The 14533-nt window shown below is 67.7% G+C and carries 11 protein-coding genes and 2 pseudogenes; 7 read left to right on the top strand and 6 right to left on the bottom strand.

The window, feature by feature from the left end:
* From GORHZ_RS18975 to GORHZ_RS18960, 5 genes and pseudogenes are all read left to right on the top strand, one after another.
* Window positions 1–251, top strand: a pseudogene (locus GORHZ_RS18975) (hypothetical protein); the annotation flags it as partial.
* Between the two features lie 87 nt (window positions 252–338).
* Window positions 339–506: pseudogene (locus GORHZ_RS31770) on the top strand (MBL fold metallo-hydrolase); the annotation flags it as partial.
* A gap of 126 nt (window positions 507–632) precedes the next feature.
* Window positions 633–1466, top strand: coding sequence for a DoxX family protein (locus tag GORHZ_RS18970; protein WP_006335844.1), 834 nt, complete (start codon window positions 633–635; stop codon window positions 1464–1466).
* Between the two features lie 188 nt (window positions 1467–1654).
* On the top strand, window positions 1655–2152 hold the full coding sequence (locus tag GORHZ_RS30960) for a hypothetical protein (protein ID WP_006335842.1): 498 nt from the start codon (window positions 1655–1657) through the stop codon (window positions 2150–2152).
* Window positions 2149–4437, top strand: a complete 2289-nt coding sequence (locus tag GORHZ_RS18960) for a HelD family protein (RefSeq protein WP_006335840.1) — start codon at window positions 2149–2151, stop codon at window positions 4435–4437. Before GORHZ_RS30960 ends, GORHZ_RS18960 begins: the two co-directional genes overlap by 4 nt.
* 5 nt (window positions 4438–4442) lie before the next feature.
* On the opposite strand, the gene GORHZ_RS18955 is transcribed toward GORHZ_RS18960, so the two are convergent.
* Together GORHZ_RS18955 and uvrB are read right to left on the bottom strand one after the other, a co-directional pair.
* A complete protein-coding gene (locus GORHZ_RS18955; protein WP_006335839.1) occupies window positions 4443–4883 on the bottom strand; it encodes a universal stress protein in 441 nt (146 codons plus the stop codon).
* A 240-nt stretch (window positions 4884–5123) separates the two neighbouring features.
* Window positions 5124–7289 (bottom strand): excinuclease ABC subunit UvrB, encoded by a 2166-nt coding sequence (gene uvrB, locus GORHZ_RS18950; protein WP_006335838.1) that lies wholly within the window; start codon window positions 7287–7289, stop codon window positions 5124–5126.
* A 79-nt stretch (window positions 7290–7368) separates the two neighbouring features.
* Between uvrB and GORHZ_RS18945 the strand changes: the two genes are divergently transcribed.
* Entirely contained in the window at window positions 7369–7923 is a 555-nt protein-coding gene (locus GORHZ_RS18945) for a ribonuclease FAU-1 family protein (protein WP_006335836.1), read from the top strand.
* Here the strand turns inward: GORHZ_RS18945 and GORHZ_RS18940 are convergent.
* The 4 genes from GORHZ_RS18940 to rpsA form a co-directional block, all read right to left on the bottom strand.
* Entirely contained in the window at window positions 7917–8384 is a 468-nt protein-coding gene (locus GORHZ_RS18940; protein WP_006335834.1) for a hypothetical protein, read from the bottom strand. The genes GORHZ_RS18945 and GORHZ_RS18940 overlap by 7 nt on opposite strands.
* Before the next feature lie 215 nt (window positions 8385–8599).
* Entirely contained in the window at window positions 8600–8938 is a 339-nt protein-coding gene (locus tag GORHZ_RS18935; protein WP_040532502.1) for a hypothetical protein, read from the bottom strand.
* Window positions 8939–9168: 230 nt separating this feature from the next.
* Entirely contained in the window at window positions 9169–10122 is a 954-nt protein-coding gene (gene coaE, locus GORHZ_RS18930; RefSeq protein ID WP_040532505.1) for a dephospho-CoA kinase, read from the bottom strand.
* A 220-nt stretch (window positions 10123–10342) separates the two neighbouring features.
* Window positions 10343–11812 (bottom strand): 30S ribosomal protein S1, encoded by a 1470-nt coding sequence (gene rpsA / locus GORHZ_RS18925; RefSeq protein ID WP_006335831.1) that lies wholly within the window; start codon window positions 11810–11812, stop codon window positions 10343–10345.
* 229 nt (window positions 11813–12041) lie between these two features.
* On the opposite strand from rpsA, the gene GORHZ_RS18920 reads away from it, so the two are divergent.
* Window positions 12042–14533: ATP-binding protein (locus GORHZ_RS18920; protein WP_169330682.1), on the top strand; the 2492-nt coding region annotated here is incomplete at its 3' end.

Here is a 14533-nt window from a genome sequence, read left to right as displayed (position 1 = left end):
AGTTCCGCGGCCTGCGGACGTCGTTCGACGAGGCAGAGTTCCGCGGCGAGTGGACGTGGTTCGGCGGGGCGTTCCACAGCGAGCAGACGTCGTTCCGCAGGGCGCAGTTCATCGAGGGATGCTCCGTCGACTTCTCGAATCCTGCGGCGTGGCACAACGTCCAGTTCGACTGGGACGACCACCGCTCCTCGAAGCCAGCAAATGTGTTGCCCGACGACTGGCCACCCCAAATAGTGCCGACAATCGCCTGACCTTGAGTGTTTGTGGCGCTGCACTCCTTGGTGTGCAACACGCCGCGCGGGAAGCGGAGGGCGGGGTCTCGGGCCACCCGACGAGCAGGACGGGGGGCCTCGTGGCCGGGCGACATCGGCACGCTCCTGAACGATGTCTCGACCAAACTCTTCGACCGCTACGCCCACTCGACCGTCGTATACCCCGACACGGCAAGGACACCACGCTCGGGACCGAACGGCCCTCGCTGCCCAAGTGGCGCCCGGGGTTGGTGAGCCCACTTCGACGCGACAAAACTCCCGCTGAGCTGGGCGCCTGCGCAGGACGACGGTGCCCGGTAGCCTCGATTGGGTTCGATTCTCGTCCCACGGGACCCAGAGCCGCGCCCCAAGGAGGCATCAATGCTGATCCGCCGAATTGCCCGCCCCATGCTCGCCACCATCTTCATCGCAGGGGGCATCGACTCTCTGCGCAATCCGAAGCCCCGGGCCGCCAAAGCCCAGGGACTCGTCGACAAATCCGTGAACACGCTGCCCGACTCGGTCACCGACAAGGTGCCGACCGAGGCCGAGACCCTGGTCCGGATCAACGGGGCAGTCCAGGTGGGTGGCGGGTTGCTCCTGGCCACCGGGACCATGCCACGCCTGGCGGCGCTGGGGCTCGCGGGATCGTTGGTGCCCACAACGCTTGCCGGCCACGCGTTCTGGGAGGAGGCCGATCCGACCCAGCGCGCGCTCGCACGAACCCAGTTCTACAAGAACGTGAGCCTGTTGGGTGGGCTGCTCATCACCGCCGTCGACACCGAGGGCAAACCGTCGCTCGCCTGGCGGGGCCGTCGCAAGGCCTCCGCGGCGAGCCAGGCACTCGCGGCTGCACTCCCCGCCGGTGCGGTGGCGTCGGAGTCCAGCTGGGAAAGCATTCGAGACCGTTCCCACGAGGGCGCCCATACGCTCGGCGTGAAGTCGGCCGAGGCCGCCGAGATCATCCGTCACCGCGCCCCCGAGCTCGCCGAGGCGGCGCGCGAACTGTCCGCCGAGTATGCCGAGATCATCAAGAACCGGGCCCCCGAGCTCGCCGAGGCCGCCCGCGACCGCTCGACCGATGTCGCGGAGCTGCTCCGTCAGCGCGCGCCCGAACTGGCCGACGAACTGGCCGCTCTCGCGACCAGCGCCAAGAGCAAGGCGCAGGACGGTGTCGAGGAAGGTCGACGGCGCTGGCGAGGGGTCCGCTCATAACCACGCCGACCGAACCGGGCCTGCCGGCCCACGATTACCCGTGGACCTCATCCGCCGACGTAGTCCTCGATGAGATCACCCCGGACTCCGTCCATGGTCGCCGCCTCGTGGTCGCGGTCGGCTCGAACGCGTCCCCGCGGGTGCTGCGGGCCAAACTCGCTCACCGAAGCGGCTCATCGACTCCCCCGATGATGCGGCTCACCGTGATGCACATCGCAGTCGGCTATTCCGCACACGTGTCCGCCCGCGGATATGTACCCGCCACACCGTTCTTCGTCCACCGGGCCGAGCTGCGCACGGTCGGCGCCTGGCTGACCGAGGAGGAGGCGGCAGCCCTCGACACCACCGAACCGAACTACCATCGAATGATGCTCTCCACCGCCGACCACCCGGTCGTCGCACCGCTGATTCCCGCGACGTTCGGGCTGTATGTGTCCCGGCACGGAGTCGTCGCCGACCCCGAGACCGGTGTTCGGGTCCCGTTCGGTTCCCAGAAGGACATCATCGGCTGGCTCGACGGCCGCATTCCCGACCTGGCACTGCGCGGCCCGGCGGCCGAGGTGTGCGCGCGACTCGGCGATCCGATGGTCGCGGGTCGATTGGGTACCGCACTGCGGGTCGGCGGTCTGCGCACGCACGCCGGACTGCCCGTCCGGCGCTACGACGAGAGTGCAGTGCTGTCGTGAGCACCACCGAAACCGAGGTGGATGCGCGGGTCACCGAGGAACAGGGCCACCTCGACCTGGTCTACGCCCGACTCGACCGGATGCGCGCGACCGCGCAGCGCCGGCTGACGGCGACGTTGCGCGAGTCCGGGGGTACACCCCAGGCGCGGTCCGAACGCGAATCCTATGAGCGGCTCTACACCGACGACCTCGCGAAGTTCGATGCGGCAGAACACAACCTGTACTTCGGGCGTCTCGATCTCGACGACGGCGAGGTCCGCCGGATCGGTCGTATCGGGGTACTCGACGACGATGCCGCCGACACGACCCTGCTTCTCGACTGGCGCGCACCGCTGTCGCGACCCTTCTATCTGGCCACGCCGGCCTCCCCCGAGGAGGTGGCGCGTCGGCGACACATCCGTACGCGTAGTCGTCGGGTCCGCGCCGTCAACGACGAGTTCCTCACGCTCGGCGACGCGTCGGCCGACGATACCGCGCACGGCGACGTGGTCAACGAGACGGCACTCGTGGCAGCTCTCAACACCGCGCGTACGGGCGAGATGACCGACATCGTCGAGACAATCCAGCGGGAGCAGGATCTGATCATCCGGTCTCCGCATCGCGGGGTGACGGTGATCCAGGGCGGACCCGGAACCGGCAAGACCGCCGTCGCCCTGCACCGTGCCGCATATCTGCTCTACACACATCGAGACATCCTGTCGCGCAGCGGCATTCTGATCATCGGACCCAACGACGACTTCCTCAACTACATCGGCCAAGTCCTGCCCTCGCTCGGCGAATCGGGTGTCCTGCTGTCGACGATCGGCAATCTGTTTCCTGGGGTGCAGGCCACCGCGACCGAGTCCCGCGCCACCGCCGCGATCAAAGGTGATCTGCGGATGGTGGACATGCTCAAACGTGCGGTGCGCGCTCGTCAGTCGCTGCCGACCAAGCCTGTCCCGGTGGATTTCGACACCTATCAGGTGATGATCGACTCCGACCTCATCAAAACGGCGCGCACGAAGGCCCGCAGTTCCCGGCGAGCCCACAACCTGGCGCAGCCGGCCTTTCTGCGTGCCGCGCTCGACGGTCTCGCCCAGGCACACGCACGCTCGATCGGATCGAGCCTGCTCGATGGTTCCCAGTTGCTCAGCAGTGCCGACATCGCCGACATCCGTGACGAGATGAGTCAGGATGTCGACATCCGCCGCGCCCTGCTGAAGTTCTGGCCATCGCTCTCGCCGCAGGAGATGCTGCGGGATCTGTTGGCCGATCCGGCGGCGGTCCGCAAGGCGACCCCGGGGTGGTCGGATGCGGATCGTTCAGCGCTGCACCGGGATCCGTTCGGGCCCGGGGCCGGTGCCCTGACCCCCGCCGACGTGCCGCTGCTCGACGAACTCGCCGAACTCATCGGCTATGGCACCGATGACGCCGAACGGGCAGAGCGCGCCCGCTGGCGTCGACAACTCGCCGATGCGCAGGATGCACTCGACATCCTGACCGGTTCGGCACCGCAGGATCTCGAGGACGAGCTCGATCCCGAGATCCTGATGGCCTACGACCTGATCGATGCCGAGCAGCTGGCCGCGCGTCAGAGCGAGACGCAGCGGCTGACCACCGCCGAACGCGCACACGGCGACCGCAACTGGGCGTTCGGGCACGTCATCGTCGATGAGGCGCAGGAACTCTCCGCGATGGCGTGGCGCATGGTGATGCGCCGGATCCCGAACCGCTGGATGACGATCATCGGCGACACCGCCCAGACGGGCGACCTGGCCGGCACGAGATCCTGGGGTGATGTCCTGACTCCCTACGTCGCCGATCGTTGGCATCACCGGGAACTGACCGTCAACTACCGCACGCCCGCGGAGATCATGACGTATGCGACGCGAGTGCTGGCGAGTATCGGATCCGGACAGTCACCGCCGACGTCGTTGCGGAGCAACGGTATCGAGCCCGCGGCGATCCGGGCCGAGGCGGATATGCTCGGCGCCACTGCGTTCGGGGCGGCCGGGCGCCCGGAGCTGACCGGTCTCACCGCGATCATCGTGCCGGATGCACACCACGCGCAGTTGACCTCGGTGGCGGCCGACTTCGACTCGCCACCAAGGGTTCTCACCGTCGGCGCGTGCAAGGGGCTTGAGTTCGACAACACCATCGTCGTCGAACCCGCCGCTATCCTCAAACAGTCACCGCTGGGCCACAGCGATCTCTATGTGGCACTCACCCGCGCCACCCAGCGACTAATCGTCGTCCATGCCGAGGATCTGCCCGACGAGTTGAGCGACATGCACCGCGACGCCTGATCTTGCTACGTCGTGTGCACGATCAGCACGTCGCAGGCGGCCTTGCGTGCGACGTCGGCGGGTACCGAACCCAGCAGGCGCCCGGCGATCGAGGCGAGCCCCCGGTTTCCGACGACCAGCAGATCCGCCTTGACGTCGGTGACCAACTGCAGAAGAGCGTCGACGGGGGCCCCTTTGACCGCGCGCTGGTCGATGTTCTCCGCGCCGACCCCGTGGGCACGTTCCTTTGCCGTGCGCAGGATCTCCTCGGTCGGCGACGACCCGGTGATCTGATATGCCTCGTCCTTCAGGACATCGGCCGCCCCACCGACACCGCGATCGTTCGGAAAGTACGCGCACGCGATCACCAAGGTGCCCGAGCCTACGATCGCCCCCGCCCGCTCGACCGCCTTCAGAGATGACTCCGAGCCATCCGTGCCGACGACGATCGTCTGATAAGCGCCCATCCCTACCTCCACAGTCGATGTTCCCAGCGGTCCCCCGACCACAATGTGGTCTCAGCCTACCGATGAGCCGAACCTCTGATCGGGCAGAGTAGTTGGGAGATGTCGACTTGTCCGCGGATCGTGGGTATCGGCGCTTGTCGCGCGCCCGCCACCTCCGCCAACCGGCGTAGCGCCCGTCGACCGTGCACACCGGGTCGTGGGGGTGCGCACGGTGGACGCCGGGGTACGCCCGCTCGACCGTTACTTGATGCCTGCGGCGTCCATCCCGCGCAGTTCCTTCTTGAGGTCAGCGATCTCGTCGCGCAGTCGGCCGGCGAGTTCGAACTGCAGATCGCGCGCCGCGCTCATCATCTGCTCGGTGAGCTGAGAGACGAGATCGGCGAGCTCGGCCCGCGGCATCGACGAGGTGTCACGGTGCTCGATGACCCCGGCACTACCGCCGCCCTTCGCCTTGGAGACCTCTCCCTGCGCACGCCGGCCGCGGCTCGCGTTGCGCCCGGAACCGCCGACGCCGACCGCTTCGTCCTCGGCCTCGCGATAGACCTGGTCGAGGATGTCGGCGATCTTCTTGCGCAACGGTTTCGGGTCGATGCCGTTCTCGGTGTTGTACGCGATCTGCTTTGCCCGGCGACGTTCGGTCTCGTCGATCGCATTACGCATGGAGTCGGTGATGGTGTCGGCGTACATGTGCACTTCTCCCGACACGTTGCGCGCCGCGCGGCCGATGGTCTGGATCAGCGAGGTGGTCGACCGCAGGAATCCCTCCTTGTCGGCGTCGAGGATCGCGACCAACGACACCTCGGGAAGGTCGAGCCCTTCCCTGAGCAGGTTGATGCCGACGAGCACGTCGTAGTCGCCGCTGCGCAGCTGACGGAGGAGCTCGACGCGACGCAGGGTGTCGACCTCGGAGTGCAGGTAACGCACCCGGATACCGAGCTCGAGCAGGTAATCGGTCAGATCCTCGGCCATCTTCTTGGTCAGCGTGGTGACCAGCACGCGCTCGTCGCGCTCGGTCCGCTCACGGATCTCGTGGACGAGGTCGTCGATCTGGCCCTTGGTCGGCTTGACGACGACCTGCGGGTCGACGAGTCCGGTCGGCCGGATCACTTGCTCCACGAACTCGCCGTTGGCCTGGCCGAGTTCATAGGGGCCGGGCGTCGCCGAGAGGTATACCGTCTGGCCGATCCGACCGACGAACTCGTCCCAGGTCAGCGGGCGGTTGTCCACCGCGGACGGCAACCGGAACCCGTAGTCGACCAGGTTGCGCTTCCGGGACATGTCTCCCTCGTACATGCCGCCGATCTGCGGCACCGTGACGTGCGACTCGTCGATGACGAGGAGGAAGTCGTCGGGGAAGTAGTCGATGAGGGTCGCCGGGGCGCTGCCCGCGGGACGTCCATCGATGTGTCGCGAATAGTTCTCGATGCCCGAGCAGAACCCGACCTGTCGCATCATCTCCAGGTCGTAGGTGGTACGCATCCGCAACCGCTGTGCCTCGAGGAGTTTGCCCTTCGATTCGAGGTCGGCGAGGCGGGTCTCGAGTTCCTCCTCGATGCTCGTCATCGCCTTCTGCATCCGCTCCGGCCCGGCCACATAGTGCGTGGCGGGGAAAATACGCAACGAGTTCACCTGCCGCACAACATCTCCGGTCAGCGGGTGCAGAAAGTAGAGCGCCTCGATCTCGTCGCCGAAGAACTCGATGCGGACCGCCAGCTCCTCATAGGACGGGATGATCTCGACCGTGTCGCCGCGCACCCGAAAGCTGCCACGTGTGAACGCATGGTCGTTGCGGGTGTACTGGACGTCGACCAGCAGCCGCAGCAGCGCGTCGCGGTCGATCTCCTCGCCGACCGCCAGTTCCACGGAGCGGTCCAGGTACGACTGCGGGGTACCCAGACCGTAGATGCAGGACACCGAGGCGACGACGACGACGTCGCGCCGCGACAGCAGGCTCGACGTCGCGGAATGCCGCAGCCGTTCGACGTCGTCGTTGATCGAGGAGTCCTTCTCGATGTAGGTGTCGGTCTGCGCGATGTACGCCTCGGGTTGGTAGTAGTCGTAGTACGAGACGAAGTATTCGACCGCGTTGTTCGGCAGCATCTCCCGCAGTTCGTTGGCGAGCTGAGCCGCCAGCGTCTTGTTGGGTGCCATCACCAGTGTGGGCCGCTGCACCCGCTCGATCAGCCAGGCGGCCGTGGCGGATTTGCCGGTACCGGTTGCACCGAGCAGGACGATGTCCTTCTCCCCCGCGGTGATGCGCCGCTCGAGGTCGTCGATGGCCGTAGGTTGGTCACCGGCCGGCTCGTACTCACTGATCACCTCGAAGTGGCCCCCGGTACGCTCGACCTCCCCGATGGGACGGAACTCGGAGTGCGCGAGGACCGGCCGTTCTGCTGCAAAAGCCATAGTGCCAGGGTAAACGGCACCTCCGACAGAAATGTTCCGTCGGCCGACCACTGTTTGACCTGCGGGTTAGGGTGTGCCCATGACCGGAGTCTTGCATCCCCCCAAACGCGAGGTCTTCGACGTGCCGGCAATGACCAACACCGACAACAAGGGCTTCCTCCGGGAGGTCGAACGGTATGAGGTCACCGACTACGGCCTCTATATGTCACGTCCGGCCGATCACCCGCGGTTCTTCCACCTGGAGTCGTGGCTGCTACCGAAGCTGGGGCTGCGCGCCAACATCTTCCACTTCCACGTCGGGCATCACGAGGGGCAGCGCCTCTACCTCGACGTCGGCCGCTTCACCGGCCCCGACGACGACGGGCGCTGGCACGCCGAGGACTGGTACCTCGACCTGGTCGACGTGCCGGGACATCCGCTCGAATTGATCGACGTCGACGAGCTGTTCGAGGCGCATGCGGCCGGCTACCTACCGACCGCCGAATGCCAGGAGGCCGTGGCCATCGCGACCCGGGCCCTGGTGGGCGCGGCCGAGCACGACCACGACGTGCAGAGATGGCTCGATGCCGAGGTGGGCGGGCCGGTCTTCTTCCGCGACCGCCCCGCCGACCCCGGTGCCGATTCCGGTCAGTAGATCGGCACGACGAAGCAGGCACCGCCCCGGATGAACCAGGGCAGCTGGACGCCGGTGCCGACGTCCACAGTGCGCTGCTTGGTCACCCCGTCCAGGGTGGCGGCGAGAACGTAGCGGCCCGGCGTCGCGGGCCGCCATGTCGGTGTCACGGCCACGGTGGCCGGCTTCTGGTTGTAGATCGTGACGGTCTTGCCGTTCGTGGTCGAGGCGACCTTCAGTTTCGACTTGGCCGTCTTCGGGCTGTCGACGATGATGTCGAGTTTGTAGGCGCAGCCCGCGCCGTAGACGTCGTAGTTGGTTGAGCCCGCCGAGGAGCCGTAGCCGGCGGGCGTACCGATCGCCACGCCCCGTAGTGCCGCGTCCGCCGGGCTGGCGAGTGCGATGCCGGCCACCGCGGTCGCGACGAAAGCCGTTGCGGCCCAAACGATCCGGAATGAATTGCGGGCACGTTGAATACTCATGACTCTGCTCGACTCCTCGACAATCTCGTGCGAATTGTCGCCCCCCACGGGCGCGCAGGGTCAACGCTAACAAGCCCGCCACCCCGAGGAGAGGACTTTGTTACATTCGTCGCCTCTTTGTTTCATGTAGCACGATTGTTCCATGAAACACAGCGGGGCGCCGCGGACTCGTGTCCGCAACGCCCCCGCTATGGTCTCGGTTCAGTTGTCCAGCGTCAGTACAGAACGATGCAGGAACTGCCGGTGTAGACACCGACACCCACGGTGAGTGGTCCGACCGACTTGCTCACACCGCTTTGCGTTGCGGTGATGGTGTACTCGCCAGGAGCAACCGGGACCCAGTTGTAGACGGCCTTGCCGCCGTCAGGCTCTTTGGTCCCACCCAGCACAGATTGGCCGTTGACCTTGAACTCGACAGGCGCCTCGGTGTCAACATCCGCGATGATGCCGTAGGCGCAGCCCGCGCCGTATCGCTGATCCAGCGATCCGAACAGGTTCGAACTGTCGACCTGTATGGCGGTCACCGCCGCGCCCGCGGGGCCGGCCAGCGCCATCCCCGCTCCCACAACACCTGCAAACGCGATCGCTGCTGCCGCAGCCCGCCCCTTGATCCGTGCACTCACGGCGTACTCTCCCTCGACTCGAGCGCTGATTTCCATTGGCACCACCGGGTGCGCGCCCACACGCTAACAAACGATAGGGTCACGCGACCTGGTGAGGTTGTGATTCTACGCACATCCGTAGTCAGATTCATTCGGGTGAACGACGAAGACCACTCCCCGGATCAGCCGACGATCGTGCGCACCACCCCGGGCCGGCCGGGATCGGCGGAGGCGTACACGTCGACCTCGCCGTCGACCCGCGGGAACCCACCGTCGGCCAACAACTCGGCGACGCCGCGGACGGCGGGCGCGAGGGTCACCGACACCTCGGGTGCGGTCAGATCGGCCGGCGACAACTCCAGACCCAGGGTCTCGGCTTCCGACGCCAGGGTGTCCGTCGCGGTCTGGGTGATTGCAGTCGCCTTGTCGCCGAGGATCGCCCACAGCCGGTTGACCAGTCGGGTGCCCAGGGTCGACGGGTCGGGATCGGCCGCCACGAGATGGACCAGGGGCTGTGCGGGTCGGCGGGCGCGCACATTGCGCTCGAACGCCACCAGACGCTCCGACCACAGGGTCGCAGCCGCGTTCGCCAGGTCCTCGGTGGTACCCGAATTGTCCATCCACACGTCGGAGACGGCACGCCGCTGCTCGTCGGTGGCCTGTGCGGCGATCCGGGCCCGCGCATCGTCCTCGGGCATGCCGCGGGCCGTGGTCAGGCGCTCGACACGGGTCTCGGCGTCGGCGTGCACCATGACGACGAGGTGGAAGAACGGCGCCATATTGCCCTCGACGAGCAGCGGGATGTCCTGCACGACGATGGCGTCGTCGGGAGCGGCTTCGAGCAGTTCCCGGGTCCGCGCCCCGACCAGCGGATGGGTGATCGCGTTGAGCTTCTGACGCTGCTCCTCGTCAACGAAGGCCTTCGCGGCCAACGCGGGACGGTCGAGCGAACCGTCGTCGGTCAGGATCTCCGCACCGAACGCCTCGACCAGCGCGGCCAGGCCGGGCGTCCCGGGCTCCACCACCTCGCGGGCGATCTTGTCCGCGTCGATGAGGTACGCGCCGCGCTCGATGAAGGTCTTTGCCACCGTCGATTTCCCGGCACCGATGCCGCCGGACAAGCCCAGTCTGATCACGCCCACCAGTCTTGCAAATGCCGGCGCGCTCGTCCCCGCACCCTCCGGCACAGACTGGGTTTCCGCCCGTGACAGCCCCCGCCCAGGGCTCTCGCTCCCTCGTTCCGTTCTCGCTGCATCGATCGGTGCAGCGAGAACGGAACGAAGGAGCGGCGACGGCGCGCACAACGACGAAGGGCCCCTCCCGAACCGGGAGAGGCCCTTCGACCGATCAGAGATGTCAGGCGTTACCAGACAGCTTCTCGCGCAGTGCGGCGAGCTGCTCATCGCTGGCGAGCGAGCCGCCGGACGACGAACCGCTCGAGCTCGACGAGGACGAGCTGCGACCCTCCGACGCCGACGAATAATCCGACGGGGCGTTCTCGGCCTCGGCGGCGGCAGCGGCGAACTTCTCCATCTGAGCCGTGTGCATCTTGTGACGGCGCTCGGCCTCGGCGTACCGGGCCTCCCATGCCTCACGCTGCTGCTCGAAGCCCTCGAGCCACTCGTTGGTCTCCGCGTCGAAGCCCTCGGGGAAGATGTAGTTGCCCTGCTCGTCGTAGCTGTCGGCCATGCCGTACTTCGACGGGTCGAACTCCTCGGTGTAATCCTCGTTGGCCTGCTTGAGGCTCAGCGAGATCCGACGACGCTCCAGGTCGATGTCGATGACCTTGACCATCGCGTCGTCGCTGACCGAGACGACCTGATCCGGCACCTCGACGTGGCGCTCGGCCAGCTCGGAGATGTGGACCAGACCCTCGATGCCCTCGTCGACGCGGACGAACGCACCGAACGGCACCAGCTTGGTGACCTTGCCCGGGACGATCTGACCGATCGCATGGGTGCGGGCGAACTGACGCCACGGATCTTCCTGGGTGGCCTTGAGCGACAACGAAACGCGCTCGCGGTCCAGATCGACGTCGAGAACCTCGACGGTGACCTCGTCACCCACGGCGACAACCTCGGACGGGTGATCGATGTGCTTCCAGGACAGCTCGGAGACGTGGACCAGACCGTCGACGCCGCCGAGATCGACGAACGCACCGAAGTTGACGATCGAGGACACGACGCCCTTGCGGACCTGGCCCTTCTGCAGCTGGTGCAGGAACTCGCTGCGCACCTCGGACTGGGTCTGCTCCAGCCAGGCGCGACGCGACAGCACCACGTTGTTGCGGTTCTTGTCGAGCTCGATGATCTTGGCCTCGATCTCCTTGCCGATGTACGGCTGCAGATCGCGGACGCGGCGCATCTCCACCAGCGACGCCGGGAGGAAGCCACGCAGGCCGATGTCCAGGATCAGGCCGCCCTTGACGACCTCGATGACGGTGCCCTTGACGGCCTCGTCCTTCTCCTTGAGCTCCTCGATGGTGCCCCAGGCGCGCTCGTACTGAGCACGCTTCTTGGACAGGATCAGGCGGCCTTCCTTGTCCTCCTTGGTGAGGACCAGTGCCTCGACCTCGTCACCGACGTTGACGACCTCAGAGGGATCGACGTCGTGCTTGATCGACAGTTCGCGGGACGGGATGACGCCTTCGGTCTTGTAACCGATGTCGAGCAGGACCTCGTCGCGGTCGACCTTGACGATGGTGCCTTCGACGATGTCGCCATCGTTGAAGTACTTGATCGTGGAGTCGATGGCGGCGAGGAAGTCCTCGGCCGAGCCGATGTCATTGACGGCTACTTGCGGCGAGGCGATCGTGGGGGACGACATATGTTGAGTTGCTCCGGACAGGTATGTAGTAGGTACAGTTTCGGTTGCCGCTTCCCGCGATCGGATGACGATTCCCGGGCACGACGACTGCGCGCGCAAACAACGCATGCGCGCGTGCAAGGTTACGCCAGTCGTGTTGTCCTGGGCAAATGCTCGTTCACCCAACCGGCTGCTCGCGTTGTCGAGACCCGGGGCATGTGACACGATTCACGAGGTGGGGAGCGTTCCGGTGCACTCCGTTCCCGCCGATAGGCTGCCATCCGGCCTGTTGGTCGCCGAGCACATCGTCGGCCGCGACGACCTGCTCGCCGACCTCGAGACCCGCGTCGGGTCCGGCTCGACGGGTGGACCGCCACTTCTGCTGCTGGCCGACGCGGGGATGGGCAAGTCCAGACTGCTGGAATACGCCGTCGAGCGCGCGCGAGCGGAGGGACTCTGGGTCCTCGAGGGCCGCGCCGTCGACGGCGAGGCGACCGAGGGCTATCGCAGCCTGAAGGAGGCCATCGGCCGCTTCGACATCGAATCCGGATGTCAACCCGGCGACCAGCTCTGGGTGACCTGGCAGTCGGCGCTGCGGGCGCTGACCCTGACGCCGGATTCCGCGGTCGGCCTCGCCGAAGAGCTGATCCGGTTCCTGCGCGCCGCCTCCCGCCGCGTGAGCATCCTCCTCGTCCTCGACGATCTGCAGTGGTCGGACCCTGACGAACTCGCGGCCCTCGGATATCTGGTGGACAACCAGGCCGCACACGGCGCCCGGCTCCTGCTGAGTTCGCGCACCGCCGACCTCGCGCCCGCACTCGAACGGCTCCTCGATCGTCGGGTCATCGTCGCCCGCAACGTGCCACCGCTGTCGGCGGAGGCGGTCACGGCGATGGTCCGCGACTGTCTGCGCGTCGACGCCGTCGACCCCGCACTCCTGGATTTCGTCCGGTCGCGCGCCGCCGGCAGCCCGTTCGCGGTCGAGGAACTCCTGGCCGGTCTGATGCGCTCCGGTGTCCTGGTCCGCGAGCCCACCACGAACGCCGACACCGCCGGCCGATGGGTGGTCGACGGCCCGCGGTTGCGCACCGTCGCACCACCCACCGTCGCGGCCTCGGTGCATCGCCGGCTCGCCGCCCTGAGCCCCGACGCTCGCGCGATCGTGCAGGCCGCCGCGGTCCTCGGACACGAGTTCGATTGGCGGTTCCTCGGTGCGATGACGTCACTGGATGAGCGCGCGGTGGCGGCGGGGTTGCGGGCGGCCGCCGACGCGGGCCTGATCATCGACGACAACCACGGCGGTGGCCTGCGTTTCCGTCATGCCCTGACCCGTGACGAGGTCGTCCGCGGCCTGCTCGCCCCCGAGCGCCGCGCACTCGCGCGGGTGGCCCTCGATCTGCTGCGTGACTCCCCCGACGGGTCGGCCGCGCACGGCGATCTGGCTCTCGCGCTGGCCGAGGACGCCGGCGACATCGGCACCTGGCGCGAGGTTCTCTTGCACATCGGGCTGGCGGCCGCGGACCGCGGCGCGCTCGGGTCGGCGGTGCGCAGCCTGCGCCCGCTGCTCCCCCTGCCCGCCGCCGCCGTCGCACTGGCCGAGGTCCAGGGCCGGCGCGGCGATCACCGCGGAGTCCGTGAGGCTGCCGAGCCAATACTCGGATCTCTCCCCGACGACGACGTGTCGGTCCACCGCATCCGGGTGGCACTGGTCCGGGCCGCCATCGCAGCCGGTGACCTCGACCAAGCAGAGGCCGACCTGCGGCACCTGCCGGAACGGCCCGGTACCCGCGATCCTGCCCGCGACGTACTCGCGGCGCTCATCCGGCTCGGTCAGGGCGACCTCACGGGTGCGATGACCCTGGCCGCGCCGGTGGCCGAGGATGCGACACTCGCCCCCGACCTGCGCTGCGAGGCGCTCGACATCCTCGGCCGCGCCGGCCGGACCTTCGACGTGGCGCTGGGCGCGAAGTGGTTCGAACAAGCGCTGGCGGTCGCGGAGTCCGCCGGCGACCCGCACGCGCGGGCCCGCGCACTCCACGAACTCGGTACCATCGACCTTTTCGACAATCTGCGGGTGGACCGCCTCGAGGCGGCCCGCACCCTCGCGCTGGAGATCGGCGATCCGCACACCATCGCGCATGCCGACTTCCATCTCGCCGAGGCCTATGCCGCGCGGTCGGAGACCCTACCTGCGCGCCGCTCCGCCGACCGGGCGATCGACCTGGCCGCCCGGATCGGCTCACCGGTGCTGGGCTGGGCCTGGCTGACCACCGCACGCACCTACGCCCACGAGCGCGACGAACCCGCGATGGAGGCGGCGATCGCCCGCGCCCGCGCGACCGCGGGTTCCGAGGCACCCGCGATCGAGGCGGGTATCGCCGGTCGCGTGCGTGCCATCCGTGCGCTGTTCGGTGCGGACCGTGCCGCGGCGCTGGCCCACCTCGACACCGCGGCCGACCTGCTGGCCGGCCTCCCCGGACATCACTTCCCGCACTGGGGACTGTGGGCGCTGCTGCGGTCCACCGAGGCGTCGCTGACGACCGCCGACGAGGAACGCGTCCGCGGCGCCGCAGGCGCCGACACCCGGTCCAACCGGGCCTTGCTCGCCGCCGCCGTCGCCGTCCGGGCCGGGCGCGACGGTGACCGCGACACCGCGACCACCGGCTTCGCCGAAGCCGAGACAACCCTGCGCGGCTACGAGAGCATCGACTGGCTCGTGCACCTCTCGCGGTGGACAGCGCT

Origin of the sequence: Gordonia rhizosphera NBRC 16068, from assembly GCF_000298195.1 — a bacterium.
Classification (GTDB): domain Bacteria; phylum Actinomycetota; class Actinomycetes; order Mycobacteriales; family Mycobacteriaceae; genus Gordonia; species Gordonia rhizosphera.
The sequence above is the reverse complement of the archived record's forward strand: the minus strand, read 5'-3'. Positions and strand labels throughout refer to the sequence as shown.

What these genes read in the sequence shown, in the direction of transcription:
- GORHZ_RS18935 (WP_040532502.1), bottom strand. Translation starts at nt 8,938, where the DNA reads ATGGCGCTGGCCGGCCCCGCGGGCGCGGCGGTGACCGCCATACAGGTC.
- GORHZ_RS18955 (WP_006335839.1), bottom strand. Translation starts at nt 4,883, where the DNA reads ATGGGCGCTTATCAGACGATCGTCGTCGGCACGGATGGCTCGGAGTCA.
- GORHZ_RS18970 (WP_006335844.1), top strand. Translation starts at nt 633, where the DNA reads ATGCTGATCCGCCGAATTGCCCGCCCCATGCTCGCCACCATCTTCATC.
- uvrB (WP_006335838.1), bottom strand. Translation starts at nt 7,289, where the DNA reads ATGGCTTTTGCAGCAGAACGGCCGGTCCTCGCGCACTCCGAGTTCCGT.
- GORHZ_RS18940 (WP_006335834.1), bottom strand. Translation starts at nt 8,384, where the DNA reads ATGAGTATTCAACGTGCCCGCAATTCATTCCGGATCGTTTGGGCCGCA.
- GORHZ_RS30960 (WP_006335842.1), top strand. Translation starts at nt 1,655, where the DNA reads ATGATGCGGCTCACCGTGATGCACATCGCAGTCGGCTATTCCGCACAC.
- GORHZ_RS18945 (WP_006335836.1), top strand. Translation starts at nt 7,369, where the DNA reads ATGACCGGAGTCTTGCATCCCCCCAAACGCGAGGTCTTCGACGTGCCG.
- rpsA (WP_006335831.1), bottom strand. Translation starts at nt 11,812, where the DNA reads ATGTCGTCCCCCACGATCGCCTCGCCGCAAGTAGCCGTCAATGACATC.